Origin of the sequence: Pseudomonas sp. GM74 (assembly GCF_000282455.1) — a bacterium.
Taxonomy (GTDB): Bacteria; Pseudomonadota; Gammaproteobacteria; order Pseudomonadales; family Pseudomonadaceae; genus Aquipseudomonas.
Genome location: NZ_AKJG01000049.1, coordinates 60,858 through 86,454, shown reverse-complemented (window position 1 = coordinate 86,454; position 25,597 = coordinate 60,858). Strand labels below are relative to the sequence as shown.

Genomic DNA, 25,597 nt, shown 5'->3' with positions numbered 1-25,597 from the left:
TGCTGATCAGCTCGGCGTCGGCGTGGTAGTAACCGCCGATGTCCACTGGCTTGCCCTGGACAGCGTTGAGTTCGGCAACGATGGTCGCCTCGTTCTCGGTCAGGGTCTTGGCCAGGGTTGCGAACTGCGCTTGCAGTGCAGTGTCTTCGGTCTGGGCAGCCAGGGCCTGGGCCCAGTACAGCGCCAGGTAGAAGTGGCTGCCGCGGTTGTCGATGTTGCCGACTTTGCGCGATGGCGACTTGTTGTTGTCCAGGAACTGGCCGGTGGCCTGGTCCAGGGTCTTGGCCAGAACCAGCGCCTTGGGGTTGTTGTAGGTCACGCCCAGGTGTTCCAGGGACGCGGCCAGGGCCAGGAATTCACCCAGGGAATCCCAGCGCAGGAAGTTTTCTTCCAGCAGTTGCTGTACGTGCTTCGGTGCCGAACCGCCGGCGCCGGTTTCGAACAGGCCACCGCCGTTCATCAGCGGCACGATCGACAGCATCTTGGCGCTGGTGCCCAGTTCCATGATCGGGAACAGGTCGGTCAGGTAGTCGCGCAGTACGTTGCCGGTTACCGAGATGGTGTCTTTGCCTGCGCGGGTGCGCTGCAGGGTGTACTTCATCGCGTCGACTGGTGCCATGATCTGGATGTCCAGGCCGGCAGTGTCGTGATCCTTCAGGTAAGCCTGAACTTTCTCGATCACTACGCCGTCGTGGGCGCGCATCGGGTCCAGCCAGAAGATCGCCGGGGTCGCGCTTGCGCGAGCACGGTTGACGGCCAGTTTGACCCAGTCCTGGATCGGCGCGTCTTTGGTCTGGCACATGCGGAAGATGTCGCCGGCCTCGACAGCCTGTTCCATCAGCAGGTTGCCCTTGCTGTCGGTGACGCGAACAACGCCGTCAGCCTTGATCTGGAAAGTCTTGTCGTGGGAGCCGTACTCTTCGGCTTTCTTCGCCATCAGGCCAACGTTCGGCACGCTGCCCATGGTGGTCGGATCGAACGCACCGTTGGCTTTGCAATCTTCGATCACAGCCTGGTAGATGGTGGCGTAGCAGCGATCCGGGATCACGGCCTTGGTGTCGTGCAACTGGCCGTCGGTGCCCCACATCTTGCCGGAGTCACGGATCATCGCCGGCATCGAGGCGTCGACGATCACGTCGCTCGGCACGTGCAGGTTGGTGATGCCTTTGTCGGAGTTGACCATCGCCAGGGAAGGGCGAACGGCGTAGACCGCCTGGATGTCAGCTTCGATCTGCGCTTGCTGCTCGGCAGGCAAAGCCTTGATGCGAGCGTACAGGTCGCCGATGCCGTTGTTCAGGTTGAAGCCGATCTGTGCCAGCACGTCAGCGTGCCTGGTCAGTGCGTCTTTATAGAACTCGGCAACGATCTGGCCGAACATGATCGGGTCGGAGACCTTCATCATGGTGGCTTTCAAGTGAACCGACAGCAGCACGCCTTGTGCCTTGGCGTCTTCGATTTCGGCCGCGATGAAGCTGCGCAGGGCGTTTTTGCTCAGTACCGCGCAATCGAGGATCTCACCGGCTTGTACGCTGGTCTTTTCTTTCAGGACGGTGGCGGTGCCGTCTTGAGCGATCAGTTCGATTTTCACGGCGTCAGCGGCGTCGATCAGGGCGGCTTTTTCGCTGCCGTAGAAATCGCCGGTGCTCATGTGCGCGATGTGGGACTTGGAGTCCTTGGCCCATGCGCCCATTTTGTGCGGGTGCTTGCGCGCGTAGTTCTTGACCGACAGCGGTGCGCGGCGGTCGGAGTTGCCTTCACGCAGAACCGGGTTAACGGCGCTGCCCTTGATCTTGTCGTAGCGGGCCTTGGCTTCTTTGTCGGCGTCGCTGGTAACGGTCTCAGGGTAGTCCGGCAGTGCGTAGCCTTGAGCTTGCAGCTCTTTGATCGCGGCTTGCAGTTGCGGAACCGAGGCGCTGATATTCGGCAATTTGATGATGTTGGCTTCAGGCGTAACGGCCAGGGCGCCCAGTTCGGCGAGGTGGTCGGCTACGGCTTTGTCACCCAGTTGCTCGGGGAAGCTGGCCAGGATGCGCCCTGCAAGAGAGATATCGCGGGTTTCAACGGCGATATCAGCCGAGGCGGTGAACGCCTCTACGATAGGCAACAGTGAATAGGTGGCGAGGGCAGGAGCTTCGTCGGTGAAGGTATAGATGATCTTCGAGCGGGTGGGCATATTCGGATTAACTCTCTCTTCTTTGCTAAAGCGTGCGCAGAAACTCGAGGGCGCCGGGTAAGCGCGTTCGTTCAAAGTCATCCATGAGCCGAATATCGAGGTTTCGTTGCTGTGATGTTGGGTGCATCAGTAGGGCGTCAAGCAGTCGGGCTGCGGTAACAGACCGGCTTATCAGGCGTAAACACTCATCGTAGAGCTGTTTCGCCCGTCGTGACCCTTTAGTCAGCGGCGGCATTATACATAGGTAGCTGGCAATCTGCCGATGGTTCATACGCAACGAATGTCGTCCATTGGTCTAAAGGTCGCAGGCGCGAGCAGGGCGTATGGTCATTCGTCGTGCTTGAGTTTGGCGCTTTTCCCTTTGCTTTCAGGCTTGTAGCTCGCGAGTTGCAAGGCTTTGCGGCAGATGGATGGAACATAGGGTTTGCGCGCCGATTCAACTGGGTTACGCTCGAACCAAGCCAGATGTTCAATCCAATCAATGGAGTTCAGCATGGGTTACAAGAAGATTCAGGTTCCAGCCGTCGGCGACAAAATCACCGTCAATGCAGACCATTCTCTCAATGTTCCTAATAACCCGATCATCCCCTTCATCGAAGGTGACGGCATTGGTGTCGACATCAGCCCGGTCATGATCAAGGTTGTCGATGCTGCTGTTAAGAAGGCTTATGGTGGCGAGCGCAAGATTTCCTGGATGGAAGTGTACGCCGGGGAGAAAGCGACTCAGGTTTACGATCAGGACACCTGGCTGCCTCAGGAAACCCTGGACGCGGTCAAGGATTACGTGGTTTCCATCAAGGGCCCGCTGACCACCCCGGTCGGTGGCGGCATCCGTTCCCTGAACGTGGCCCTGCGTCAGCAACTCGACCTGTACGTCTGCCTGCGTCCGGTGCGCTGGTTCGAAGGCGTGCCTAGCCCGGTCAAGAAGCCAGGCGATGTCGACATGACCATCTTCCGCGAGAACTCCGAAGACATCTACGCGGGCATCGAGTGGAAGGCCGGTACGCCGGAAGCCACCAAGGTCATCAAGTTCCTGAAAGAAGAAATGGGCGTCACCAAGATCCGTTTCGACGAGAACTGCGGTATCGGCGTCAAGCCGGTGTCCCTGCAAGGCACCAAGCGTCTGGCGCGCAAGGCCCTGCAGTATGTGGTCGACAACGATCGCGATTCGCTGACCATCGTGCACAAAGGCAACATCATGAAGTTCACCGAAGGTGCCTTCAAGGAATGGGCCTACGAAGTGGCGGCTGAAGAGTTCGGCGCGACCCTGCTCGACGGCGGTCCGTGGATGCAGTTCAAGAACCCTAAAACCGGCAAGAACGTCATCGTCAAGGATGCCATCGCCGACGCCATGCTCCAGCAGATCCTGCTGCGCCCGGCCGAGTACGATGTGATCGCCACCCTGAACCTGAACGGCGACTACCTCTCCGATGCCCTCGCGGCGGAAGTGGGCGGTATCGGTATTGCGCCAGGCGCCAACCTGTCCGACACCGTGGCCATGTTCGAAGCCACCCACGGTACCGCGCCGAAGTACGCCGGCAAGGACCAGGTCAACCCGGGTTCGCTGATCCTGTCCGCTGAAATGATGCTGCGCCACATGGGCTGGACCGAAGCGGCCGACCTGATCATCAAGGGTACCAACGGCGCGATTTCCGCCAAGACCGTGACCTATGACTTCGAACGTCTGATGGAAGGCGCCAAACTGGTGTCGTCTTCCGGCTTCGGTGATGCGCTGATCTCGCACATGTAAGAAAACGCAGGCACACAAAAACCGCCTGATTCAAGAAGTTGAGCCAGGCGGTTTTTTTATGGCTGGTTGACGCGGCGGTGTTAAACCGAAACAGTCTGCTCAGGTAACTGTGTCGCGGTTTTCGAGGCATCCACCGGATTGCCGATGTTGACCGCGTGCAGGCCTTTGGGGCCCTGGATGATATCGAATACGACAGCTTGCCCGGCTTTCAGGGTTTTATAACCATCCATTTTAATAGCTGAGTAGTGGGCAAACAGATCTTCTGTCTTGCCTTCCTCGTTGATGAATCCGTAACCCTTGGCATTGTTGAACCACTTCACCTTGCCGACAGCCATACCCAACTCCCTCTGCAACAGACTCCATCACTGGAGTATCATCCAGTACATCCGCAGTCGAATCTGTAAATAAGATTGACTCCGCGGACCTTTTTTACCCACTGTGGGCTCTATTGGTTGTAACACCCTTTTGCCGATAGTCAAGCTGACCCGGCAGTCGGAGTTGAAAACGCTGATAGCCGCCCCCACCACTGTATTTGAACCACTGACGAACCTTTCTTTCCATGCATGCAATCAGCCAGATTCGACTAACATTCAATCAGGATCGCCCTGATTTACACGACGACGATTCCACGGGCATTGCTGTTCAGGAGGCAAAGCCTGCACTGCAGGCGCCGCCGATGTACAAGGTGGTTTTGTTCAATGATGACTACACACCGATGGATTTCGTCGTCGAAGTGCTCGAGGTGTTTTTTAACCTGAATCGCGAGCTGGCGACCAAGGTCATGCTGGCCGTCCACACGGAAGGGCGGGCAGTATGTGGAGTGTTTACCCGCGACATCGCGGAGACCAAGGCCATGCAGGTCAACCAGTACGCCAGGGAAAGCCAGCATCCGCTACTCTGTGAAATCGAGAAGGACGGTTAATCGCCGACCACTTGGGTATGAGGTGAAGCTATGTTAAACCGCGAGCTCGAAGTCACCCTCAATCTTGCCTTCAAGGAGGCCCGTTCGAAGCGTCATGAGTTCATGACCGTCGAACACCTCTTGCTGGCCCTATTGGACAATGAGGCTGCCGCCACCGTTTTGCGTGCGTGCGGCGCAAACCTCGACAAACTCAAGCATGACCTGCAGGAGTTCATCGACTCCACCACGCCATTGATCCCGGTTCATGACGAGGATCGTGAAACCCAGCCAACCCTGGGCTTCCAGCGTGTACTGCAGCGTGCTGTGTTTCATGTACAGAGCTCGGGCAAACGCGAAGTGACTGGTGCCAACGTGCTGGTCGCGATCTTCAGTGAGCAAGAGAGTCAGGCGGTGTTCCTGCTGAAACAGCAGAGCGTTGCCCGTATAGATGTCGTCAACTACATCGCCCATGGCATTTCCAAGGTGCCGGGGCATGGCGATCACTCTGAAGGTGAGCAAGATATGCAGGACGACGAGGGTGGTGAGTCTTCTTCCTCGGGCAATCCCCTGGATGCTTATGCCAGCAACCTCAATGAACTGGCGCGCCAGGGTCGTATCGATCCGTTGGTGGGGCGTGAGCTGGAAGTCGAGCGTGTCGCGCAGATCCTGGCGCGTCGGCGTAAAAACAATCCGCTGCTGGTGGGCGAGGCCGGCGTGGGTAAAACCGCGATTGCCGAAGGCCTGGCCAAGCGCATTGTCGACAACCAGGTGCCGGACCTGCTGGCCAACAGCGTGGTTTACTCACTCGACCTGGGTGCCTTGCTGGCCGGTACCAAATACCGTGGCGATTTCGAGAAGCGCTTCAAGGCGTTGCTCAATGAGCTGAAAAAGCGTCCGCAGGCGATCCTGTTCATCGACGAGATCCACACCATCATTGGTGCGGGTGCCGCGTCCGGTGGCGTCATGGACGCCTCGAACCTGCTCAAGCCGCTGCTGTCCTCGGGTGATATCCGTTGCATCGGTTCGACCACCTTCCAGGAATTTCGCGGCATCTTCGAGAAGGACCGTGCCTTGGCCCGGCGTTTCCAGAAGGTCGATGTGTCGGAGCCTTCGGTGGAAGACACCATCGGTATCCTGCGCGGCCTCAAAGGGCGCTTCGAACAGCATCACAATATCGAATACAGCGATGAAGCCTTGCGCGCCGCTGCTGAACTGGCTTCGCGCTATATCAATGACCGGCACATGCCGGACAAGGCGATCGATGTGATTGACGAGGCGGGTGCCTACCAGCGCCTGCAACCGATCGAAATGCGCGTTAAACGCATCGAAGTGCCTCAGGTCGAGGACATCGTCGCGAAAATCGCGCGGATTCCGCCTAAGCACGTCACCAGCTCCGACAAGGAATTGTTGCGTAACCTTGAGCGTGACCTGAAGTTGACCGTGTTCGGTCAGGATGCCGCGATCGACTCCCTGGCAACCGCGATCAAGTTGTCCCGTGCCGGCCTCAAGTCCCCTGACAAGCCTGTCGGTTCGTTCCTGTTCGCAGGGCCTACCGGTGTCGGTAAAACCGAAGCGGCGCGTCAGTTGGCCAAAGCGTTGGGTGTTGAGCTGATTCGTTTCGACATGTCCGAATACATGGAGCGCCACACCGTATCGCGTCTGATCGGTGCGCCTCCAGGCTATGTCGGATTCGATCAGGGTGGTCTGCTGACCGAAGCCATCACCAAGCAGCCACACTGCGTGCTGTTGCTCGATGAGATCGAGAAGGCGCATCCGGAAGTCTTCAACCTGCTGTTGCAGGTCATGGACCACGGTACGTTGACCGATAACAACGGGCGCAAGGCGGATTTCCGTAACGTGATCGTCATCATGACGACCAATGCTGGTGCCGAGACTGCAGCCCGTGCTTCGATCGGTTTCACCTATCAGGATCACTCGTCCGATGCGATGGAAGTGATCAAGAAGAGCTTCACGCCGGAATTCCGCAACCGTCTGGACACCATCATCCAGTTTGGTCGCCTCAGCCATGAGGTCATCAAGAGCGTGGTGGACAAGTTCCTTACCGAACTTCAGGCGCAACTGGAGGACAAGCGCGTGTTGCTGGAGGTCACCGATGCGGCCCGCAACTGGCTGGCCGAAGGTGGTTACGACGCGGCGATGGGTGCTCGCCCGATGGCTCGCCTGATCCAGGACAAGATCAAGCGTCCGCTGGCGGAGGAGATTCTCTTTGGCGAACTGGCCGAGCATGGCGGTGTGGTACACATCGACATCAAGGACGGCGAGCTGACCTTCGAGTTCGAGACCACGGCCGAGATGGCCTGACGTTAAACCGCAATAAAGCAAAAAGGCGCCGGTTGGCGCCTTTTTGCTGTCTGTAGGTCATACACAAATCCAGTGTGGGAGCGGGCTTGGTGTGATGGCAGCTAAATCGCGCACAAACAAAAACGCCCGGCATAAGCCGGGCGTCTTGTATTGACTTGATTAGCGAGCGCGGTAAGTGATACGCCCTTTGCTCAAGTCATAGGGAGTCAGCTCTACGCGCACTTTGTCGCCGGTAAGAATACGGATGTAGTTCTTGCGCATCTTGCCGGAGATGTGCGCGGTTACGACGTGCCCATTTTCCAACTCCACACGAAACATGGTGTTGGGCAGGGTGTCGACGACAGTGCCTTCCATTTCGAAGCTGTCTTCTTTCGACATGCAGTAAAGCCCTCGGTGTCCAATGAATGGCCCGGTGCAACTGCGCCAGGCAAAAGCGGCGTGCATTGTGCCCGAAAAGTGGGGTTTAAGCCAAGGGGTTTAGGGCCTGCTCTAGTTTAGAACCACCCAGCGCTGATTAATCAGCAACTCAATAGGGCGATATTGAGTCTTGTAGTTCATTTTTTTGCAGTTTTTGATCCAGTAGCCGAGGTAGACCGCTTCCAGTCCCAGTCGCCGGGCCTCGGCGATTTGCCAGAGGATCGCATAGCGCCCAAGGCTGCGGCGCTCTTCGGCCGGTTCGTAGAAGGTGTAGACCGCCGAAAGACCGTTCGGCAGCAAATCGGTCACGGCGACGGCCAGCAGTCGGCCGTTCAGGCGAAATTCATAAAATCTTGAAAACGGCAGGTCCCGCACCAGGAATGTCGAAAACTGGTCGCGACTCGGCGGATACATGTCCCCATCGGCGTGACGCTGTTCGATATAGCGCTGGTAAAGGTCGAAGTACTCTTCGTTGAAGCCGGGCCTGGCCGGACGCACCTGCAAATCCATGTTGCGCTTGAAGATGCGTTTCTGTTGCCGGTTGGGCGTGAACTGCCCCACGGGAATGCGCGCCGGAACGCAGGCATTGCAATTCTGGCAATGCGGCCGATAGAGATGATCGCCACTGCGACGAAACCCCATCTCCGACAGGTCTGCGTAGACATGCACATCCATGGGCTGGCTAGGGTCGAGAAACAGGGTTGTGGCCTGCTCCTCGGGCAGATAACTGCAAGAGTGCGGCTGAGTGGCATAGAACTTCAAACGCGCCAACTCGGTCATGATCAACCCTCGGGATAATGCTTTTGAATAAGTGTAAGCCACACGGGAGAAAGTCGCTCAGCAAACCCAGGTGGCGGTGTTGGGTTGGTCCAGGTGCCTGACCAGATAGCTCGCAAATTCGCGGCGGGGTATCGCTCGGGCGCCCAGGCTGTGCAGGTGGTCGGTGGGCATCTGGCAATCGATCAGCACGAAGCCTGAGTCTTTCAGATGGCGGACCAGTGTGGCAAAGCCGAATTTCGAGGCGTTGTCAGCGAGGCTGAACATGGACTCGCCGAAAAACAACTGGCCCATTGCCAGGCCATACAATCCGCCGACCAGTTCATCTCCGTCCCAGACTTCCACCGAGTGCGCATGCCCGCGCCTGTGCAACTCGATATAAGCGTCCTGCATGGCCTCGGTGATCCAGGTGCCGTCAGCGTATTCCCGGGGGGCTGCACAGGCGCGGATGACGGCGGCGAAGTCCTGGTCAAAGGTCACTTGGTAGCGTTGCTGGCGCAGCAGTTTGTTCAGGCTGCGCGAGACGTGCAATTCGTCGGGAAACAGAACCGTGCGTGGGTCCGGCGACCACCAGAGGATCGGCTGGCCTTCGGAAAACCACGGGAAGCAGCCGTGGCGATAAGCCGAGATCAGCCGATCGGCGGACAGGTCGCCACCGGCAGCCAGAAGCCCGTTGGGGTCGCGCATGGCCTTTTCCAGCGGTGGGAAATGCAAGGTGTTGCGTTGTAACCAAGTCAGCATGGCATCCGGGCTTGCAGAAGGGGAGGGCAGTGGCGGGCTTTGGCCCGCCATAAAGTTTGCCTTTAAACGGCAGGAATGTCGTCGAGGTATTTTTCAGCGTCCAGCGCCGCCATGCAACCAGCCCCGGCAGACGTAACCGCCTGGCGATAAACGTGGTCGGCCACGTCGCCGGCGGCAAACACCCCGGCAATCGCGGTGGCGGTGGCATCGCCTTCGCTGCCACCCTTGACCAGCAGATACCCGTCGCGCATTTTCAGTTGGCCCGTGAACAGGTCGGTATTGGGTTTGTGGCCGATGGCGATAAATACCCCGGCCAGCGGCAGCTCCTTCGTTTCGCCGGTATGGCTGTCGCGCAGGCGGGCGCCGGTCACGCCGCTGGCATCGCCGAGCACTTCGTCCAGGTTCTGGTTCCAGTGCAGGCGGATATTGCCGTTGGCGGCTTTTTCGAAGAGTTTGTCCTGGAGGATCTTCTCCGAGCGCAGCTTGTCGCGGCGGTGAATCAGGTGCACTTCCTTGGCGATGTTCGACAGGTACAAGGCTTCCTCGACCGCCGTATTACCGCCGCCGACCACCGCAACCACCTGATTGCGATAGAAAAACCCATCGCAGGTCGCGCATGCCGACACCCCTTTGCCGGCAAACGCTTCTTCCGACGGCAGGCCCAGGTATTGCGCGGATGCACCGGTGGCAATGATCAAGGCGTCGCAGGTGTAGGTGCCGCCATCGCCAATCAGCTCGAACGGCCGTTGTTGCAACTTGGCGGTGTGGATGTGGTCGTAAACGATCTCGGTGGCAAAGCGTTCGGCGTGTTTTTGCATGCGATCCATCAGCACCGGTCCGGTCAGGCCTTCAACGTCCCCTGGCCAGTTGTCCACTTCGACGGTGGTGGTGAGTTGGCCGCCTGCCTGGATGCCGGTAATGACAACGGGCTTGAGGTTGGCGCGGGCGGCATAAACGGCCGCGCTGTAACCAGCGGGGCCGGAGCCCAGGATAATCAGGCGTGAATGCTTCGCTTCGCTCATAAAAACACCTCATAAGCCTTTGTCACAAAAGAGAATGCATGCTCAAATTGAACAGCATGTCATGTGCTGTTGACTATGCTACACCCAAGGGTCTCAAGCATGGCGTCGTGCGTACAAACCCGTACAATGCCCTGCGTGTTACATATATTCAGTGCGCACCATGTTTATAAAAACCGGGGCGCAGTGTTAAAAGTAGTCCCGGTAACGCGTGTTAACTTTTTTACCTGCCTGGATTGGGCAGTTTTTTCGCGGTTTTTTGGCAGCTTTTATAGACATTCACCAGATGGACGCGCCACTGGCGCAGGAAAAGAAGCGTTTTGAAGAAATCCACCGCAGCACCTAAACCAGCCGTCGTACCGCTCTGGCGCCAGCACTTGCACTACCGACTCAAGGAAGGTGCGCTGATTGCCATCGGTGCCTTGTGCCTGTTCCTGATGATGGCCTTGTTGACCTACGGCAAGGACGATCCGGGCTGGAGTCATAACAGCAAGATCGACGACGTGCAGAACTTCGGCGGGCCAGCGGGCTCCTATAGCGCCGATATCCTGTTCATGGTGCTGGGTTACTTCGCCTACATCTTCCCGTTGCTGCTGGCCGTCAAGGCGTACCAGATCTTCCGCCAACGTCACGAACCGTGGCAGTGGAGCGGCTGGTTGTTCTCCTGGCGCCTGATCGGCCTTGTGTTCCTGGTGCTGTCGGGCGCCGCGCTGGCCCATATCCATTTCCATGCCGCGACCGGTCTGCCGGCCGGTGCGGGCGGTGCGCTGGGGGAAAGCCTCGGCGAACTGGCCAGGAACGCCCTGAATATCCAGGGCAGCACGCTGTTGTTCATTGCCTTGTTCCTGTTCGGCCTGACCGTGTTTACCGACCTGTCGTGGTTCAAGGTGATGGACATCACCGGCAAGATCACCCTCGACTTGTTCGAACTGTTCCAGGGCGCCGCCAATCGCTGGTGGGCGGCCCGTACCGAGCGCAAACAACTGGTTGCCCAGTTGCGTGAAGTCGACGACCGCATGGATGAAGTGGTCGCGCCGACCGTCACCGACAAGCGCGAGCAGGCCAAGGTCAAGGAGCGCCTGATCGAACGTGAGCAAGCCCTGAGCAAGCACATGTCCGAGCGCGAGAAGCAGGTGCCGCCGGTGATTGCGCCCGCGCCGCCAAAGCCTGCCGCACCGAGCAAACGCGTCGAAAAAGAGAAGCAGGCGCCGCTGTTCGTCGACAGCGCCGTGGAAGGCACCTTGCCGCCGATCTCGATTCTCGATCCGGCGGAAAAGAAACAGCTCAACTACTCCCCTGAATCCCTGGCTGCGGTTGGCCACTTGCTGGAAATCAAGCTCAAGGAATTCGGCGTTGAAGTCGCGGTGGATTCGATTCACCCGGGCCCGGTGATCACCCGTTACGAAATCCAGCCGGCCGCTGGCGTCAAGGTCAGCCGTATCTCCAACCTGGCCAAAGACCTGGCCCGTTCCCTGGCAGTGACCAGCGTGCGCGTGGTGGAAGTGATTCCGGGCAAGACCACGGTCGGTATCGAGATTCCCAACGAAGACCGGCAGATCGTGCGTTTCTCCGAGGTGCTGTCGACCCCCGAGTACGACAACTTCAAGTCGCCGGTCACCCTGGCCCTGGGTCACGACATCGGCGGCAAGCCGGTCATCACCGACCTTGCGAAAATGCCGCACTTGCTGGTGGCCGGTACCACCGGTTCCGGTAAATCGGTGGGTGTGAACGCGATGATCCTGTCGATCCTGTTCAAGTCCGGCCCGGAAGACGCCAAGCTGATCATGATCGACCCGAAAATGCTTGAACTGTCGATCTACGAAGGCATTCCGCATCTGCTGTGTCCGGTGGTCACCGACATGAAGGACGCCGCCAACGCGCTGCGCTGGAGCGTTGCCGAGATGGAGCGACGCTACAAGCTGATGGCCAAGATGGGTGTGCGAAACCTGTCGGGCTTCAACGCCAAGGTCAAGGAAGCTCAGGACGCCGGCGAGCCGTTGAGCGATCCGCTGTACAAGCGCGAAAGCATCCACGACGAAGCGCCGCTCCTGCAAAAGCTGCCGACCATCGTGGTGGTGGTCGACGAATTCGCCGACATGATGATGATCGTCGGCAAGAAGGTCGAAGAACTGATCGCCCGTATTGCGCAGAAAGCTCGTGCGGCCGGTATCCACTTGATCCTCGCGACCCAGCGTCCGTCGGTGGACGTGATCACCGGTCTGATCAAGGCCAACATCCCGACTCGCATGGCGTTCCAGGTGTCGAGCAAGATCGACTCGCGGACCATCATCGACCAGGGCGGTGCGGAACAACTGCTGGGCCACGGTGACATGCTCTACATGCCGCCGGGTACCAGTCTGCCGATTCGTGTTCACGGTGCTTTCGTGTCCGACGATGAGGTTCACCGCGTGGTGGAAGCCTGGAAGCTGCGGGGCGCGCCGGAATACAACGACGACATTCTCAATGGCGTCGAAGAGGCGGGCAGCGGCTTTGAAGGCAGCAGCGGTGGCGGCGACGGTGATGATCCCGAGGCCGACGCGCTGTACGACGAAGCGGTCCAGTTCGTGCTGGAAAGCCGTCGCGCCTCCATTTCCGCGGTTCAGCGCAAGCTGAAGATCGGCTATAACCGCGCCGCGCGCATGATCGAAGCCATGGAAATGGCCGGGGTCGTGACGTCCATGAACACCAACGGTTCGCGTGAAGTCCTGGCCCCTGGCCCGGTGCGCGACTGACCCGAGTATGAAAGGGGTGGTGCCTTTGGCGCCGCCCGCACTCCCACGAATGTTATGAGGACTCCCATGCGTCTGATCCGCATGCTGTTGCTGCCGGTACTGGCCTTGACCACGCTCCAGGCTAACGCCGATGACAAGGACGTGGCACGCCTGACCCAACTGCTGGAAAAATCCCAGACCCTGACCGCACGCTTCTCGCAACTGACCCTTGATGGCACCGGCACCCAGTTGCAGGAAACCGCCGGCGAGATGTCCCTGCAGCGTCCGGGCCTGTTCTACTGGCACACCGATGCGCCGGCCGAACAGACCATGATCTCCGATGGCAAGAAAGTCACCCTGTGGGACCCGGACCTGGAACAGGCCACCATCAAGAACCTCGACCAGCGCCTGACCCAGACCCCGGCCTTGCTGTTGTCCGGTGACGTGTCCAAGATCAGCCAGAGCTTCGACATCAGTGCCAAGGAAGCCGGCGGCGTGATCGACTTCACCCTCAAGCCGAAGACCAAGGACACGCTATTCGACAGCCTGCGCCTGTCGTTCCGCAATGGCCTGGTCAATGATATGCAACTGATCGACAGCGTCGGCCAGCGCACCAATATCCTGTTCACCGGGGTGAAGGCCAACGAGCCGATCCCGGCGTCCAAATTCAAGTTCGACATCCCCAAGGGTGCCGATGTAATTCAGGAGTAAAACACCGAACCTGTGGGAGCGGGCTTGCCCGCGATGGCGTCGGGTCAGATAGCACTGATGTTGAAAGTGATGCCCCCATCGCGGGCAAGCCCGCTCCCACAGGGATCGTGATGTTCAGTATTTAGTTGATCGGCATCAGAACCCAGTGAGGTTTCATAGGTAGTCATGGACCTGTTTCGCAGCACCCCCATCGCCCAGCCATTGGCCGCCCGACTGCGTGCGGCCAATCTGGACGAGTACGTCGGTCAGGAACACGTGCTCGCTCGCGGCAAGCCCTTGCGTGAAGCGCTGGAGCAGGGTGCCCTGCACTCGATGATTTTCTGGGGCCCGCCCGGTGTCGGCAAAACCACCCTGGCGCGATTGCTCGCGGAAGTCTCGGATGCGCATTTCGAAACGGTCTCGGCGGTGCTGGCCGGGGTCAAGGAGATCCGCCAGTCGGTGGAAATCGCCAAGCAGCAGGCCGCGCAGTACGGCCGCCGCACCATCCTGTTCGTCGACGAAGTGCATCGATTCAACAAGTCCCAGCAGGATGCGTTCCTGCCTTATGTCGAGGACGGCACGCTGATTTTCATCGGCGCGACCACGGAAAACCCTTCGTTCGAACTCAACAACGCCTTGCTGTCGCGGGCGCGTGTCTATGTGCTCAAAAGCCTCGACGAAGCGGCCCTGCGCAAACTGGTGCAGCGCGCGCTGACCGAAGAGCGGGGCCTGGGCAAGCGCAACCTGACCCTCAGCGATGAAGGCTTCCAGATGCTGCTGTCGGCTGCAGACGGCGATGGTCGACGCCTGCTCAACCTGCTGGAAAACGCCTCTGACCTGGCCGAAGACAACAGCGAAATCGGCACCGAGTTCCTGCAAAGCCTGCTCGGAGACACCCGTCGACGCTTCGACAAGGGTGGCGAAGCGTTCTACGACCAGATATCCGCGCTGCACAAATCGGTGCGTGGCTCCAACCCCGACGGCGCGCTGTACTGGTTCGCGCGCATGATCGACGGCGGTTGCGACCCGCTGTACCTGGCCCGGCGCGTGGTGCGCATGGCCAGCGAAGACATCGGCAATGCCGACCCGCGAGCCCTGAGCCTGTGCCTGGCGGCCTGGGAAGTGCAGGAGCGCCTCGGCAGCCCAGAGGGCGAGTTGGCTGTGGCCCAGGCCATCACCTATCTGGCCTGCGCGCCAAAGAGCAACGCGGTGTACATGGGTTTCAAGACCGCATTGCGCGCCGCCGCCGAGCACGGCTCGCTGGAAGTGCCGCTGCACCTGCGCAATGCGCCGACCAAGCTTATGAAACAGTTGGGGTACGGCGATGAATACCGTTATGCCCACGATGAGCCGGACGCCTATGCCGCTGGCGAAGACTATTTCCCGGAAGAACTCGACCCGATCCCGTTCTATCAGCCCGTGCCCCGTGGCCTGGAGTTGAAGATCGGCGAAAAACTCAATCACCTGGCGAAACTCGACCGTTTAAGCCCAAGGCAGCGGAGAAAATAGTGCTTCCCTTGATCGTTGCGGTTTCCGTCGGCGGGATGGCCGGCACGTTGTTGCGCTTCGCCACGGGCAACTGGATCAACGCGAATTGGCCGCGGCACTTCTATACCGCGACGCTGGCCGTTAATATCGTGGGCTGTTTGCTGATCGGCGTTCTATACGGTCTGTTTTTGATACGCCCGGAGGTGCCCATCGAGGTGCGCGCCGGGTTGATGGTCGGCTTCCTCGGGGGGCTGACGACTTTTTCATCCTTTTCACTGGATACGGTACGCCTGCTGGAAAGCGGGCAAGTGCCGCTGGCCCTGGGCTATGCGGCGCTCAGCGTATTCGGCGGGCTGCTTGCCACCTGGGCCGGCCTGTCCTTGACCAAACTTTGATAAACGAGAAACCGACATGCTCGATTCCAAACTGTTACGTAGCAACCTTCAGGACGTAGCGGACCGCCTGGCATCCCGTGGCTATACCCTGGATGTTGCGCGCATCGAAGCGCTGGAAGAACAGCGCAAGACCGTCCAGACCCGCACCGAAGCACTGCAGGCTGAACGTAATGCGCGCTCCAAATCCATCGGTCAGGCCAAGCAGCGCGGCGAAGACATCGCGCCGTTGATGGCGGACGTCGAGCGCATGGCGGGCGAATTGAGCGCCGGTAAAGTCGAACTGGACGCGATCCAGACCGATCTGGACTCTATCCTGCTGGGTATCCCCAACTTGCCGCATGAATCGGTACCGGTCGGCGAAGACGAAGACGGCAACGTCGAAGTGCGCCGCTGGGGCACTCCGAAGGCCTTCGATTTCCCGGTTCAGGACCACGTGGCCCTGGGCGAGAAATTCGGCTGGCTGGACTTCGAAACCGCCGCCAAGCTGTCCGGTGCCCGTTTCGCCCTGCTGCGTGGCCCGATTGCCCGTCTGCATCGCGCCCTGGCGCAGTTCATGATCAACCTGCACGTCACCGAACATGGCTACGAAGAGGCCTACACGCCTTATCTGGTTCAGGCTCCCGCGCTGCAAGGCACCGGCCAGTTGCCGAAGTTCGAAGAAGACCTGTTCAAGATCGCACGCGAAGGCGAAGCCGACCTGTACCTGATCCCGACCGCCGAAGTGTCGCTGACCAACATCGTCGCCGGCGAAATCGTCGATTCGAAACTGTTGCCGATCAAGTTCGTTGCCCACACGCCGTGCTTTCGCAGTGAAGCCGGTGCATCGGGCCGTGACACCCGCGGCATGATCCGTCAGCACCAGTTCGACAAGGTCGAGATGGTGCAGATCGTCGAGCCGTCGAAATCCATGGAAGCGCTGGAAGGCCTGACCGCCAACGCCGAGAAAGTCCTGCAACTGCTGGAACTGCCTTACCGCACCCTGGCGCTGTGCACCGGCGACATGGGCTTCAGCGCGGTCAAGACCTACGACCTGGAAGTGTGGATCCCGAGCCAGGACAAGTACCGCGAAATCTCGTCGTGCTCCAACTGTGGCGACTTCCAGGCCCGCCGCATGCAGGCGCGTTTCCGCAACCCGGAAACCGGCAAGCCGGAACTGGTGCACACCCTGAACGGTTCCGGTCTTGCAGTGGGTCGTACCCTGGTGGCGGTGCTCGAGAACTATCAGCAGGCCGACGGTTCGATCCGCGTGCCTGAAGTCCTCAAGCCGTACATGGGTGGCCTCGAGGTCATCGGCTAAATGAAATATCTGCCGCTGTTTCACAACCTTCGCGGCAGTCGTGTGTTGGTCGTCGGCGGGGGGGAGATTGCCTTGCGCAAATCCCGCCTGCTGGCCGATGCCGGTGCGCTGCTGCGGGTGGTTGCACCTGAAATCGAAGCGCAACTGCGCGAACTGGTTGCCGGCAGCGGTGGCGAGTGCCTGTTACGTGGCTATGCCGAGGCGGATCTGGACGGTTGCGGGCTGATCATTGCCGCCACCGACGACGAAACGCTGAACGCACAAGTCTCCGCCGATGCCCATCGGCGTTGCGTGCCGGTCAACGTGGTGGACGCGCCAGCCCTGTGCAGCGTGATCTTCCCGGCCATCGTCGACCGTTCTCCGTTGATCATTGCCGTGTCCAGCGGCGGCGATGCGCCGGTGCTGGCGCGTTTGATCCGCGCCAGGATCGAAACCTGGATTCCTTCCACCTACGGTCACCTGGCCGGGCTGGCTGCGCGCTTTCGCCATCAGGTCAAAGGCCTGTTTCCGGATGTGCAGCAGCGTCGGGCGTTCTGGGAAGATGTTTTCCAGGGACCGATTGCCGACCGCCAACTGGCCGGGCAGGGCGGTGAAGCCCAGCGGTTGCTCCAGGCGAAAATCGACGGCGAAGCGCCAGTGGCGACCGGTGAGGTCTATCTGGTGGGCGCAGGGCCAGGTGATCCGGACCTGCTGACGTTCAAGGCATTGCGTCTGATGCAGCAAGCCGACGTGGTGCTTTACGACCGTTTGGTGGCACCGGCGATTCTCGAACTGTGCCGTCGCGACGCCGAGCGGGTCTACGTCGGCAAGCGCCGAGCCGATCACGCGGTGCCGCAGGATCAGATCAACCAGCAGTTGGTGGACCTGGCCAAGCAAGGCAAGCGCGTGGTGCGATTGAAGGGCGGTGATCCGTTCATCTTCGGTCGAGGGGGTGAGGAGATCGAAGAACTGGCGGCCCATGGCATCCCGTTCCAGGTCGTGCCGGGGATCACGGCGGCCAGCGGGTGCGCGGCCTATGCCGGGATTCCGCTGACCCACCGCGATTATGCGCAGTCGGTGCGCTTCATCACGGGCCACCTCAAGGACGGCTCCAGCGATTTGCCATGGGCCGATCTGGTGGCCCCGGCGCAAACTCTGGTGTTCTACATGGGGCTGGTGGGCTTGCCGATCATCTGCGAGCAGTTGATCAAGCATGGCCGCGCCGCCGATACCCCGGCGGCATTGATCCAGCAGGGCACCACGGTCAACCAGCGCGTGTTTACCGGCACCCTGGCGGACCTGCCACGCCTGGTGGCGGAGCATGAAGTGCATGCGCCGACATTGGTGATCGTCGGTGAAGTGGTGCAACTGCGCGAGAAACTGGCGTGGTTTGAAGGGGCTCAGGGGCAGGTCTAGAGACCGAGTCGACCCCATTCGCGAGCAAGCCCGCTCCCACATTGGATTCGTGAACGACACAAATCCCCTGTGGGAGCGGGCTTGCTCGCGAAGAGGCCCTCAAAGCCAGTGTGAAGCTCAGGCCTTGCGCCAAACCCCTTTCCCGCTCAACCGCTCCCGATCATGGGCCACGGTGAAGTCCTGGGCCGGACCTTTGGGCACCACACCCGTCGGGTTGATGGTGCGGTGGCTGGCGTAGTAGTGGTTCTTGATGTGTTCAAAATCCACCGTCTCGGCAATCCCCGGCCACTGATAAATCTCCCGCAGCCAGTTCGACAGGTTCGGATAATCCGCGATCCGCCGCAGGTTGCACTTGAAGTGCCCGTAGTACACCGCATCGAAGCGAATCAGCGTGGTGAACAGACGGATGTCCGCTTCGGTCAGGTACTCGCCAGCCAGATAGCGGTTGGCGCCCAGCAGCAGCTCCAGGCGGTCCAGTTCGGCAAACACCTCATCGAAGGCTTGTTCATAAGCCTGTTGCGAGGTGGCAAATCCGGCGCGGTACACGCCATTGTTCACCGCCGGATAAATCCGCTCGTTCAACGCATCGATCTCACCGCGCAGCGGCGCCGGGTAGAAGTCCAGGTCGTTACCGGTCAGATCGTCGAAGGCGCCATTGAACATGCGGATGATTTCCGATGATTCATTGTTGACGATGCGCTTGTGCTGTTTGTCCCACAGCACCGGTACGGTGACGCGGCCGGTGTAGTCGGTGGTGTCGGCGGTGTAGCGCTGGTGCATGTAGTCGAAGTGATCGAGCTTGTCGCCGGTCGAACCGAGGGGCTGGTCGAAGGTCCAGCCGTTTTCCAGCATCAACCAGCTGACCACCGAAACGTCGATCAGATTTTCCAGGCCTTTGAGTTTACGCAGGATCAGCGTGCGATGGGCCCACGGACAGGCCAGGGACACGTACAGGTGATAGCGCCCGGGCTCGGCCGCAAAACCGCCGACGCCGGTCGTTCCCGGCTTGCCGTCAGCGGTCAACCAGTTGCGACGCTGCGCCTGTTCGCGCTGGAACGCGCCGTCCTTGCTGCTCTCGTACCACTTGTCCTGCCAGCGGCCATCCACTAACAAACCCATGTTCAAGACTCCCGAAACCCGTAATCGATGGAGTCGAGTCTATTCCGATGAGTTCGCACAAAAAGCGCAAAGTTCGGGCGCAAATGATCGATTAAATCGATTTGTCCCGCGCGGCCCAGTATTTTTCAGCGGTTTCGAAGGCCTGTTCGCGGCTCTGTCCCAGGCCGCGCAGGGCCAGGGCCATGGTCGAGATCAGGGCCATTTGCGGGTAGCTGTCGACCACATCGCCACGCCAGACCGCTTTCAAATGTTCAGGCTCAAGCGAGGCCGGTTTGACGTGACGCTGCGCCGACAACTGCGGCCATTCCTCGTCCCAGCTCTCGCCCCCGGTGGTGCCGTACAGGTGGCTGTCGGCGTCCGGGTTGATCTCGATCTCGCCGCCATCGCCTTTGACGACAATGGCGGTGTCACCCAGCAGGCCGCTGGCATCGCGATGCACCGCCTGATAGCCCGGGTGGAAAATGCTCTGCAGGCCGCAACGGGCGCCCAGCGGATTGAGAATCCGCGCCAGGGAGTGGATCGGCGAACGCAGGCCCAGGGTGTTGCGCAGGTCGATCATGCGTTGCAGCTGTGGCGCCCAGTCCATCAATGGCATGAAGGCCAGGCCGCCGTTATCCAGCGCCGAACCCACCTGTTGCCAGTTGCGGCACAGCGGGATGTTCAATTCGCCCAGCAGTTGCTCGCTGTACAAGCGACCGGCCGTGTGGGCGCCGCCACCGTGCATGAAAATCCGCACGCCGTTTTGCGCCAGGCACTTGGCCGCCAGTAAATACCAGGGCAAGTGCCGCTTCTTGCCGGCATAGGTCGGCCAGTCCAGATCCACCGCCAGTGCCGGAGGACTCAGGCGTTCGCGCAAGGCTTCGGTGAAGCCCGCCATCTCTTGCGCGCTTTCTTCCTTGTGCCGCAACAGCATCAGGAATGCGCCGAGCTGGGTTTGCTCGACCTTTTCATCGAGCACCATGCCCATGGCTTCGCGGGCTTCGACCCGGGTCAGGTCACGGGCGCCGCGCTTGCCTTTGCCAAGGATCCGCACGAACTGGGCGAACGGATGCTCGGCGGGCGTTTCGAGTGTCAGTGCTGGGTAGTCGGTCATAAGCAATTCGTCGGTTTGGGCAGGCCCGCCAGTTTCGCGGCGAGTTTGGCGGGAGTGCCTTTGAACAGTCGGTTCAGGTGCAGGCTGTTGCCTTTTTCCGGGCCGAGTTTCAGGGCGGTGTACTTGATCAACGGGCGGGTGGCCGGTGACAGCTGGAACTCGGTGTAGAAACTGCGCAGCAGTTCGAGGACTTCCCAGTGTTCGGGCGTCAACTCGATGTCTTCGGCAGCCGCCAGGGCACTGGCCACATCGGCGGACCAGTCACTCAGTTCGACCAGGAAACCGTCCTTGTCCAGTTCGATGGCGCGGGCGCCGACCGTCAATGCTTTCATAGCCAGCAGTTGACCTTGTCGTAGTGGATCGACAGTTCGACGAAGGCCGGGTAATCGATGGCCTTGGCCCAGTCTGGAACCGCAAGCGCGCGGGCCTGGGCGTCTTCGGCCAGCACGAACAGTTTCAGGCCGCGTGCGCTGAGCGTCGTGAATGGCGCGGTGCCTGGCTGCAACGCATAGGCGGCATCACCGGACAGCAGCAAACCGTCGTTGGCGCCGATCACGCGCAGGCAACTGGTCAGGCGTTCGTCGCCGAACGGGGAATGAGACAACACATGCAAAGTCGACATCAGAGGGTGATCACCTGGTCGTAACGGTCAATGAGAGCGGTGATTTCGTGGGCGGCCAACACCTGGGCTTCTTGCAGCGACAGGCCGCTGGGGTCCAGGCCTCGCTGGGCGATACTGTCGCCACAGGCGAACAGCTCCTCGACACCGAACATCGGCAGGGCTTGCAGGTTGGCGCTCAGGTCTTTCTGTTGCAGGGCCTTGGCGTTCTGACCGGCGGCCAACTGGAACACGCCGTCATCGAGAAACAACAGGCCGATCGGCAGATCGAAGGCGCCGCCGGCCAGCACGATATCCAGCGCTTCCCGTGCGCCAGGGCCGGACCATGGCGACTGGCGGCTGATGATCAATATGGATTTGGCCATGTCATGCGCCTCCGAAACAGATCAGACGGTCGGCACCCTGCGCGGCGTCATGCAATTGGCCGAGGCCGGACAACTCCCACGGCGCACCGACGGCTACCGCCTCGCGCTGATAGCGCCTGGCTTCTTCTTCGTTCAACACGCCACGACGCAGGGCGGCGGCAATGCACACCACGCCATCAAGTTGATGGTCGCTGACAAAGGTGCGCCATTGTTTGGGCAAATCCAGTTCATCCTGGGGCGTGACCACGCTGGCGGACGCGTTGTAGACGCCATCCTGATAGAAAAACAGCCGGACAATCTCGTGCCCGTCGGCGAGCGCGGCCTGGGCGAACAGCAAGGCGCGGCGCGAGGAGGGCGCGTGGGCGGCGCAAAACACGGCGATGGCGAACTTCATGGTGCACTCGATCAGCGAAACTGCGGCCATGATAAAGCTTTATCGGCGGGGCGGCTAAATGGATGTTGTCTGTGCGGGCCTCTTCGCGGGCAAGCCCGCTCCCACAGTGATCTATGCCATGCCAACGATTGCGGTATGACCACAAAACCTGTGGGAGCGGGCTTGCCCGCGAAGAGGCCCGCACAGACAACACAAGACTCAGCGCGGCATATACCCCAACTGCCAACGCCGCGGGATCTTCAACGACAATACCCCGAGCGCGGCAGCCAGCAGGCCACTGGCAAACAACGCCTTGAGTCCCAGGTGATGTTCCAGCACGGCACCGAGTACCGCGCCAGCGAACATGCCGGTCCAGGGGATCAGTTGCACGCGCCAGCCGTTACGGCGCTCGCCGAGCATCCAGCGGCCCAGCCCGCGGCCGAAACGCGACAGGGCACCGGTGACGTAGGTCAGGCCAACCGGCAGGCCGTTCACTTCTTCCACCGCGGCGTTGAGCATGCCCATTGCGATGATCGCCGCCAGCAGGGCCGGCAGTTGCGCGTCATAGGGCCAGGCCGCGGCGGCGCACAGCAGGGCGGCAATGCACAGCAACAAGGGCAGGGCCCGGCGCCTGCCCAGGCGGCTGACGATAATGCCCAGCGCGTTGCCGACGATGAAGGTGGCGACGAGGATCACCAGGCGCAGGGTCAACCCAAGGTCGCCGGCACTGATGGCGACCGCCATCCGGGTGGTATTGCCGCTCATGAACGAGACGAAGTCGCCGCTGGCCATGAAGCCGATGGCGTCGGTCATGCCGGCGAGTACCGAGAGCATGGCCACCAGGCTCAGGCCTATGCGCCCGCGCCATTTCTGTGTGTGCAAGTGACCGGGGCTGGCGTGGGTCCTGGCGGTGTTGGGTAGCATCGGCGACGGCATCCTTGAACAGTGCTTAGGGTTTTATCCCATTCAACTCGCAATATTCCAGCCAGTCCATGCCGGCCATTTCCGCCACTTCCCGGTGCACTTCCAGGCGCTGCGCTTCGTAGTCCTGGGGCGTGGCGGTGGTTAACTGCAACGTCAGTTCCCAGGCGAACAACTGCTGGCGTTCTGCTTCAGCTTCAAACGCTTCGTGCAGACGCTCCTCGCGATACTGAGCCGCCGTTTCACCCTTGGCCTGGGCCAACAGCGGGTTGAGGTGGTCGAGTTCTTCGCGCAACTCGGGGCGATCATCGAGAAACCTCTTGAGTGCTTGCTCATGCTGCAGTTCGGTTGCCGCCATGGTCGCTCCTTGAGAACGGATTACGAGGATTGCTTCTTGCCGGCCTTGGCCGCTGCCGCCAGGCATTCGAGGGCAAACTGTTCGGTGTAGGTCATCTGGATCGGCGTGGTTTCGCCTTTGACGGTTCTTTCGCCGTCGAGGATGTAGCGAATCCGCTTGTCGGTGACGCCGATTCGCTTGGCGATCCAGGAGGGCGTCTGACCGATCTGGCTGATCAGCTTGTCGGCATATTCAGTGCTCGGTTTGTAGAACTCGGCATTAGGTGTCATCAGATTTCCAGTCAGGGGTGCGATGGGGCGTTATTGGCGCGACAGGGTGCGCGAATCGTTGCGTGCTGTCGCGGTATAAATGCAGTAAAGCAGAACGATACGGGCTGCCGGGGTGATAAAGTCCGCTTTTTCCCGATGAGTGAATGCAATGCGAATTCTGATGGCGGCGCTGGCCGTGACGTTGCTGGCCGGATGCGCCGGCTCGGCGATGAACGACGCCCGCACCAAGGCCCCGTACAAGACCCTGAACTCGGAAAAACCGGGAAAAGACGTCGCCCAGTGCGTGCAGTTTTCCTGGCAGGACGAGGCCGTGTTCGGCGTCGATGCCGCTGCCTATCTGCAACCAGGGGAGAAGGGCGGCACGACCGTTTACACCCGTTCGGCGGAGTCCTTCGTCGACGTGACCAGCGATGCCTCGGGCACGGTGTTGAGCTACTACGCACAGAAGGACGATTTTGTGGCCAAACGCCGGTTGGCGGCGTTGGCGACTTGTTTGTAAGAAGTGATGAATTAACGCAGTACCCTTGTGGGAGCGGCGGTGCGGCGATCCCACATTGGTTTTTGTGTCGAGTCAGTAAATCAGGCGCTTCTGGAAGAAGAAGTGCCTGTGGCCCGGCGGGTAATCGGCAATGTGCCCGATCTCGCTGTAGCCGCATTTCTTGTAGAACTCCGGGGCCTGGAATTCAAAGGTGTCGAGCCACAATCCGACGCAGCGCCGCTCCCGCGCCAGGTCTTCGGCCATCTGCATCAGTTTCGAACCCAGGCCCTGTCCCCGAGCCTGTTCCGGCACCACCAGCAAGTCGATGTACAACCATTGGTAAAACAATCGGCCATGCAGGCCACCGAGGATCTCGTCGTTGTCGTCGCGCACCAGCAGGGCGATGTGCTCAGGCACGTTACCTTCGGCCTTCGAGCCGTTGTAGGCGCGCAAGGGTTTGAGGATGGCCTGGCGTTGTTCTTCCGTGGGGTTTTGCGACAGTTCGATACGCAGGTTCATGGCTATATCCATATGGCATTGAAGCCGCAGCCTATCCCGGTTGCAGCGATTGTTCCATCCTGCGGAAAAGTTGAACCGTCGCCAACGCGCAACTTGCCTGAGGAGGCAAGGGCTGTCCGTTTTGACTTAACATGTGGACCCTCAGACAAATAACAGGACGCGTTGTCATGTCGAACACAGCCGAGCGGGTCATCATCCTTGAGTCTCAGGTGTTGTCCCACGACTGGTACCTGCTCAAGAAAATCACCTTCGATTACCAGCGCAACAACGGCGAGTGGCAACGCCAGGTCCGGGAGGTCTACGACCGAGGCAATGGCGCGGCGATTCTGTTGTACAACCGCGAAAAGAAAACCGTGGTACTGACCCGGCAATTTCGCCTGCCGGTGTTCGTCAACGGCCACGATGGCCTGTTGATCGAAGTGGCGGCGGGGCTGCTGGAAGGCGCGGCGCCTGAAGACCGCATCCGCGATGAAGCGGAGGAAGAGACGGGTTATCGCGTGCACCATGTGCAGAAGGTCTTCGAGGCGTACATGAGCCCCGGCTCGGTGACGGAAAAACTGCACTTCTTCATTGCCGAATACGACGCGAAGTCGAAAGTCAGCGACGGTGGCGGGCTGGAGGCGGAAACCGAAGAGCTGGAAGTGCTGGAGTGGGCGTTCGACGACGCGCTCGAAGCGTTCTATCGCGGCGAAATCTGCGACGCCAAGACCATCATGCTGTTGCAGTATGCGGCGATGAAAAACCTCTTCGCCCAAGCATGATCAAAAGCCTGGCAGGCGCGCGGTGCCGGGCCATTGCCCGCCCTCCAGCGTCAGCAACAGCTCCTTCGCCTCAAGCCCACCGGCAAACCCGGTGAGCTTGCCCGACGCGCCAATCACCCGATGGCACGGCGCCACGATCGAAATCGGGTTCTTGCCATTGGCCGCACCCACCGCCCTGACCGCCGCCGGGTTGCCGATCTGTTCGGCGATCTGGCTGTAGCTGCGGGTCTCGCCGAACGGGATGGTCAGCAGCGCCGCCCAGACCTTCTTCTGAAATTCCGTGCCGGCAAAATCCAGATCCAGTTCGAAGCGATCGCGGGTGCCGGAAAAATATTCGCGCAATTGCGCAGCCGTGCGCACCAGAATCGGATTGTCCGGCGCTTCGCTCATGGGCCCCAGGCGCACCCGGCCGGGTTTGTCGTTTTCCCAGAGGATGGCCGCCAGTCGTGAACCGTTCGCGACCAGCTTCAACTGGCCCACGGGTGAAGCCACGGTGGTGCAGGTATAGGTCATGCCAGGGCTCGCGCGAAATTGCTGAACAGGCGTTAAGGATACTGTCTCGACGGGGAGGCGCAAACCGTAATCCCGACCATACTTGGCAACGGCTTTTGAAACGTTCCCCTGTTTAATGACAAGAAGAGACCGA

The 25,597-nt window shown here is 60.2% G+C and carries 29 protein-coding genes; 11 read left to right on the top strand and 18 right to left on the bottom strand.

All coding sequences use genetic code 11. The features are described 5' to 3' along the window. Window positions 1–2,173 (bottom strand): NADP-dependent isocitrate dehydrogenase (locus PMI34_RS16170; protein ID WP_032829597.1); only part of this gene is annotated, 2,173 nt, incomplete at its 3' end. 327 nt (window positions 2,174–2,500) lie between these two features. Further along, on the bottom strand, window positions 2,501–2,668 hold the full coding sequence (locus tag PMI34_RS28975) for a hypothetical protein (protein ID WP_177318805.1): 168 nt from the start codon (window positions 2,666–2,668) through the stop codon (window positions 2,501–2,503). Here PMI34_RS28975 and icd point away from each other — a divergent pair. Next, a complete protein-coding gene (gene icd / locus PMI34_RS16175; RefSeq protein ID WP_007972065.1) occupies window positions 2,667–3,923 on the top strand; it encodes an NADP-dependent isocitrate dehydrogenase in 1,257 nt (418 codons plus the stop codon). The two genes, PMI34_RS28975 and icd, sit on opposite strands and share 2 nt — an antisense overlap. A gap of 80 nt (window positions 3,924–4,003) precedes the next feature. On the opposite strand, the gene cspD is transcribed toward icd, so the two are convergent. Next, window positions 4,004–4,258, bottom strand: coding sequence for a cold shock domain-containing protein CspD (gene cspD / locus PMI34_RS16180; protein WP_008049390.1), 255 nt, complete (start codon window positions 4,256–4,258; stop codon window positions 4,004–4,006). A gap of 224 nt (window positions 4,259–4,482) precedes the next feature. On the opposite strand from cspD, the gene clpS reads away from it, so the two are divergent. Beyond that, on the top strand, window positions 4,483–4,845 hold the full coding sequence (gene clpS / locus PMI34_RS0127250) for an ATP-dependent Clp protease adapter ClpS (RefSeq protein ID WP_032829596.1): 363 nt from the start codon (window positions 4,483–4,485) through the stop codon (window positions 4,843–4,845). 30 nt (window positions 4,846–4,875) lie between these two features. Next, the gene (gene clpA / locus PMI34_RS16185; RefSeq protein ID WP_008000854.1) at window positions 4,876–7,146 is read left to right on the top strand and encodes an ATP-dependent Clp protease ATP-binding subunit ClpA; all 2,271 of its coding nucleotides are present in this window, start codon (window positions 4,876–4,878) and stop codon (window positions 7,144–7,146) included. A gap of 159 nt (window positions 7,147–7,305) precedes the next feature. Here clpA and infA read toward each other — a convergent pair whose 3' ends face one another. The 4 genes from infA to trxB all read right to left on the bottom strand — a co-directional run bounded on the left by infA (window position 7,306) and on the right by trxB (window position 10,103). Continuing rightward, on the bottom strand, window positions 7,306–7,524 hold the full coding sequence (gene infA, locus PMI34_RS16190) for a translation initiation factor IF-1 (protein ID WP_002553999.1): 219 nt from the start codon (window positions 7,522–7,524) through the stop codon (window positions 7,306–7,308). Window positions 7,525–7,635: 111 nt separating this feature from the next. After that, window positions 7,636–8,343, bottom strand: a complete 708-nt coding sequence (locus tag PMI34_RS16195; RefSeq protein ID WP_008049389.1) for an arginyltransferase — start codon at window positions 8,341–8,343, stop codon at window positions 7,636–7,638. A gap of 57 nt (window positions 8,344–8,400) precedes the next feature. Beyond that, complete coding sequence (gene aat / locus PMI34_RS16200) at window positions 8,401–9,081, bottom strand: leucyl/phenylalanyl-tRNA--protein transferase (protein ID WP_032829604.1); 681 nt, start codon at window positions 9,079–9,081, stop codon at window positions 8,401–8,403. Window positions 9,082–9,143: 62 nt separating this feature from the next. After that, window positions 9,144–10,103 carry a thioredoxin-disulfide reductase gene (gene trxB / locus PMI34_RS16205; RefSeq protein ID WP_008049387.1) on the bottom strand — a complete coding sequence of 320 codons (960 nt, stop codon included), beginning with the start codon at window positions 10,101–10,103 and terminating at the stop codon, window positions 9,144–9,146. 317 nt (window positions 10,104–10,420) lie between these two features. On the opposite strand from trxB, the gene PMI34_RS16210 reads away from it, so the two are divergent. The 6 genes from PMI34_RS16210 to cysG all read left to right on the top strand — a co-directional run bounded on the left by PMI34_RS16210 (window position 10,421) and on the right by cysG (window position 18,076). Then, a complete protein-coding gene (locus tag PMI34_RS16210) occupies window positions 10,421–12,832 on the top strand; it encodes a DNA translocase FtsK (RefSeq protein WP_008049386.1) in 2,412 nt (803 codons plus the stop codon). Window positions 12,833–12,898: 66 nt separating this feature from the next. Further along, a complete protein-coding gene (gene lolA, locus PMI34_RS16215) occupies window positions 12,899–13,522 on the top strand; it encodes an outer membrane lipoprotein chaperone LolA (protein ID WP_008049385.1) in 624 nt (207 codons plus the stop codon). Between the two features lie 165 nt (window positions 13,523–13,687). Next, the gene (locus tag PMI34_RS16220) at window positions 13,688–15,010 is read left to right on the top strand and encodes a replication-associated recombination protein A (protein WP_008049384.1); all 1,323 of its coding nucleotides are present in this window, start codon (window positions 13,688–13,690) and stop codon (window positions 15,008–15,010) included. Beyond that, complete coding sequence (gene crcB / locus PMI34_RS16225) at window positions 15,010–15,384, top strand: fluoride efflux transporter CrcB (RefSeq protein ID WP_008049383.1); 375 nt, start codon at window positions 15,010–15,012, stop codon at window positions 15,382–15,384. Before PMI34_RS16220 ends, crcB begins: the two co-directional genes overlap by 1 nt. A gap of 16 nt (window positions 15,385–15,400) precedes the next feature. After that, on the top strand, window positions 15,401–16,681 hold the full coding sequence (serS, locus tag PMI34_RS16230; protein ID WP_008049382.1) for a serine--tRNA ligase: 1,281 nt from the start codon (window positions 15,401–15,403) through the stop codon (window positions 16,679–16,681). Beyond that, window positions 16,682–18,076, top strand: a complete 1,395-nt coding sequence (gene cysG, locus PMI34_RS16235; RefSeq protein WP_008049379.1) for a siroheme synthase CysG — start codon at window positions 16,682–16,684, stop codon at window positions 18,074–18,076. Between the two features lie 117 nt (window positions 18,077–18,193). Here the strand turns inward: cysG and PMI34_RS16240 are convergent, their stop codons facing one another. From PMI34_RS16240 to PMI34_RS16280, 9 genes are all read right to left on the bottom strand, one after another. Next, window positions 18,194–19,195: a glutathione S-transferase family protein gene (locus tag PMI34_RS16240; RefSeq protein WP_008049367.1), complete on the bottom strand. Its 1,002-nt coding sequence runs from the start codon at window positions 19,193–19,195 to the stop codon at window positions 18,194–18,196. A 91-nt stretch (window positions 19,196–19,286) separates the two neighbouring features. After that, window positions 19,287–20,288, bottom strand: a complete 1,002-nt coding sequence (locus PMI34_RS16245; RefSeq protein ID WP_008049366.1) for a glycosyl transferase family protein — start codon at window positions 20,286–20,288, stop codon at window positions 19,287–19,289. Next, a complete protein-coding gene (locus tag PMI34_RS16250; RefSeq protein ID WP_008049364.1) occupies window positions 20,285–20,620 on the bottom strand; it encodes a TusE/DsrC/DsvC family sulfur relay protein in 336 nt (111 codons plus the stop codon). Before PMI34_RS16250 ends, PMI34_RS16245 begins: the two co-directional genes overlap by 4 nt. Next, a complete protein-coding gene (tusB, locus tag PMI34_RS16255; protein ID WP_008049361.1) occupies window positions 20,617–20,910 on the bottom strand; it encodes a sulfurtransferase complex subunit TusB in 294 nt (97 codons plus the stop codon). Before tusB ends, PMI34_RS16250 begins: the two co-directional genes overlap by 4 nt. Beyond that, window positions 20,910–21,272 (bottom strand): sulfurtransferase complex subunit TusC, encoded by a 363-nt coding sequence (gene tusC, locus PMI34_RS16260; protein ID WP_008049359.1) that lies wholly within the window; start codon window positions 21,270–21,272, stop codon window positions 20,910–20,912. Before tusC ends, tusB begins: the two co-directional genes overlap by 1 nt. 1 nt (window position 21,273) lies before the next feature. Next, window positions 21,274–21,666 carry a sulfurtransferase complex subunit TusD gene (gene tusD / locus PMI34_RS16265; RefSeq protein WP_008049358.1) on the bottom strand — a complete coding sequence of 131 codons (393 nt, stop codon included), beginning with the start codon at window positions 21,664–21,666 and terminating at the stop codon, window positions 21,274–21,276. Window positions 21,667–21,864: 198 nt separating this feature from the next. Beyond that, window positions 21,865–22,569, bottom strand: coding sequence for a YoaK family protein (locus PMI34_RS16270; RefSeq protein WP_008049357.1), 705 nt, complete (start codon window positions 22,567–22,569; stop codon window positions 21,865–21,867). Between the two features lie 25 nt (window positions 22,570–22,594). Then, a complete protein-coding gene (locus tag PMI34_RS16275) occupies window positions 22,595–22,924 on the bottom strand; it encodes a DUF6388 family protein (RefSeq protein WP_008049354.1) in 330 nt (109 codons plus the stop codon). A gap of 20 nt (window positions 22,925–22,944) precedes the next feature. Beyond that, window positions 22,945–23,193, bottom strand: a complete 249-nt coding sequence (locus PMI34_RS16280) for a hypothetical protein (RefSeq protein WP_008049352.1) — start codon at window positions 23,191–23,193, stop codon at window positions 22,945–22,947. 148 nt (window positions 23,194–23,341) lie between these two features. Between PMI34_RS16280 and PMI34_RS16285 the strand changes: the two genes are divergently transcribed. Continuing rightward, window positions 23,342–23,692, top strand: a complete 351-nt coding sequence (locus PMI34_RS16285) for a hypothetical protein (protein WP_008049351.1) — start codon at window positions 23,342–23,344, stop codon at window positions 23,690–23,692. A 72-nt stretch (window positions 23,693–23,764) separates the two neighbouring features. On the opposite strand, the gene PMI34_RS16290 is transcribed toward PMI34_RS16285, so the two are convergent. Next, window positions 23,765–24,190 carry a GNAT family N-acetyltransferase gene (locus PMI34_RS16290; RefSeq protein ID WP_008049350.1) on the bottom strand — a complete coding sequence of 142 codons (426 nt, stop codon included), beginning with the start codon at window positions 24,188–24,190 and terminating at the stop codon, window positions 23,765–23,767. A 167-nt stretch (window positions 24,191–24,357) separates the two neighbouring features. On the opposite strand from PMI34_RS16290, the gene PMI34_RS16295 reads away from it, so the two are divergent. Continuing rightward, the gene (locus PMI34_RS16295; protein ID WP_008049349.1) at window positions 24,358–24,951 is read left to right on the top strand and encodes an NUDIX domain-containing protein; all 594 of its coding nucleotides are present in this window, start codon (window positions 24,358–24,360) and stop codon (window positions 24,949–24,951) included. Here the strand turns inward: PMI34_RS16295 and PMI34_RS16300 are convergent, their stop codons facing one another. Further along, window positions 24,952–25,464: a methylated-DNA--[protein]-cysteine S-methyltransferase gene (locus tag PMI34_RS16300; RefSeq protein WP_008049348.1), complete on the bottom strand. Its 513-nt coding sequence runs from the start codon at window positions 25,462–25,464 to the stop codon at window positions 24,952–24,954. It abuts the gene before it with no gap. Window positions 25,465–25,597: the final 133 nt, after the last annotated feature.

Excerpts from the sequence above, each read along its gene's own strand:
- PMI34_RS16245 (WP_008049366.1), bottom strand. The coding sequence starts at position 20,288 with ATGACCGACTACCCAGCACTGACACTCGAAACGCCCGCCGAGCATCCG.
- PMI34_RS16250 (WP_008049364.1), bottom strand. The coding sequence starts at position 20,620 with ATGAAAGCATTGACGGTCGGCGCCCGCGCCATCGAACTGGACAAGGAC.
- serS (WP_008049382.1), top strand. The coding sequence starts at position 15,401 with ATGCTCGATTCCAAACTGTTACGTAGCAACCTTCAGGACGTAGCGGAC.
- tusC (WP_008049359.1), bottom strand. The coding sequence starts at position 21,272 with ATGGCCAAATCCATATTGATCATCAGCCGCCAGTCGCCATGGTCCGGC.
- aat (WP_032829604.1), bottom strand. The coding sequence starts at position 9,081 with ATGCTGACTTGGTTACAACGCAACACCTTGCATTTCCCACCGCTGGAA.
- PMI34_RS16280 (WP_008049352.1), bottom strand. The coding sequence starts at position 23,193 with ATGACACCTAATGCCGAGTTCTACAAACCGAGCACTGAATATGCCGAC.
- icd (WP_007972065.1), top strand. The coding sequence starts at position 2,667 with ATGGGTTACAAGAAGATTCAGGTTCCAGCCGTCGGCGACAAAATCACC.
- infA (WP_002553999.1), bottom strand. The coding sequence starts at position 7,524 with ATGTCGAAAGAAGACAGCTTCGAAATGGAAGGCACTGTCGTCGACACC.
- clpS (WP_032829596.1), top strand. The coding sequence starts at position 4,483 with ATGCATGCAATCAGCCAGATTCGACTAACATTCAATCAGGATCGCCCT.
- cysG (WP_008049379.1), top strand. The coding sequence starts at position 16,682 with ATGAAATATCTGCCGCTGTTTCACAACCTTCGCGGCAGTCGTGTGTTG.
- PMI34_RS16220 (WP_008049384.1), top strand. The coding sequence starts at position 13,688 with ATGGACCTGTTTCGCAGCACCCCCATCGCCCAGCCATTGGCCGCCCGA.
- tusB (WP_008049361.1), bottom strand. The coding sequence starts at position 20,910 with ATGTCGACTTTGCATGTGTTGTCTCATTCCCCGTTCGGCGACGAACGC.
- PMI34_RS16285 (WP_008049351.1), top strand. The coding sequence starts at position 23,342 with ATGCGAATTCTGATGGCGGCGCTGGCCGTGACGTTGCTGGCCGGATGC.
- clpA (WP_008000854.1), top strand. The coding sequence starts at position 4,876 with ATGTTAAACCGCGAGCTCGAAGTCACCCTCAATCTTGCCTTCAAGGAG.
- PMI34_RS28975 (WP_177318805.1), bottom strand. The coding sequence starts at position 2,668 with ATGCTGAACTCCATTGATTGGATTGAACATCTGGCTTGGTTCGAGCGT.
- PMI34_RS16300 (WP_008049348.1), bottom strand. The coding sequence starts at position 25,464 with ATGACCTATACCTGCACCACCGTGGCTTCACCCGTGGGCCAGTTGAAG.
- tusD (WP_008049358.1), bottom strand. The coding sequence starts at position 21,666 with ATGAAGTTCGCCATCGCCGTGTTTTGCGCCGCCCACGCGCCCTCCTCG.
- PMI34_RS16295 (WP_008049349.1), top strand. The coding sequence starts at position 24,358 with ATGTCGAACACAGCCGAGCGGGTCATCATCCTTGAGTCTCAGGTGTTG.
- PMI34_RS16270 (WP_008049357.1), bottom strand. The coding sequence starts at position 22,569 with ATGCTACCCAACACCGCCAGGACCCACGCCAGCCCCGGTCACTTGCAC.
- lolA (WP_008049385.1), top strand. The coding sequence starts at position 12,899 with ATGCGTCTGATCCGCATGCTGTTGCTGCCGGTACTGGCCTTGACCACG.
- PMI34_RS16240 (WP_008049367.1), bottom strand. The coding sequence starts at position 19,195 with ATGGGTTTGTTAGTGGATGGCCGCTGGCAGGACAAGTGGTACGAGAGC.
- PMI34_RS16275 (WP_008049354.1), bottom strand. The coding sequence starts at position 22,924 with ATGGCGGCAACCGAACTGCAGCATGAGCAAGCACTCAAGAGGTTTCTC.
- cspD (WP_008049390.1), bottom strand. The coding sequence starts at position 4,258 with ATGGCTGTCGGCAAGGTGAAGTGGTTCAACAATGCCAAGGGTTACGGA.
- PMI34_RS16195 (WP_008049389.1), bottom strand. The coding sequence starts at position 8,343 with ATGACCGAGTTGGCGCGTTTGAAGTTCTATGCCACTCAGCCGCACTCT.
- PMI34_RS16290 (WP_008049350.1), bottom strand. The coding sequence starts at position 24,190 with ATGAACCTGCGTATCGAACTGTCGCAAAACCCCACGGAAGAACAACGC.
- trxB (WP_008049387.1), bottom strand. The coding sequence starts at position 10,103 with ATGAGCGAAGCGAAGCATTCACGCCTGATTATCCTGGGCTCCGGCCCC.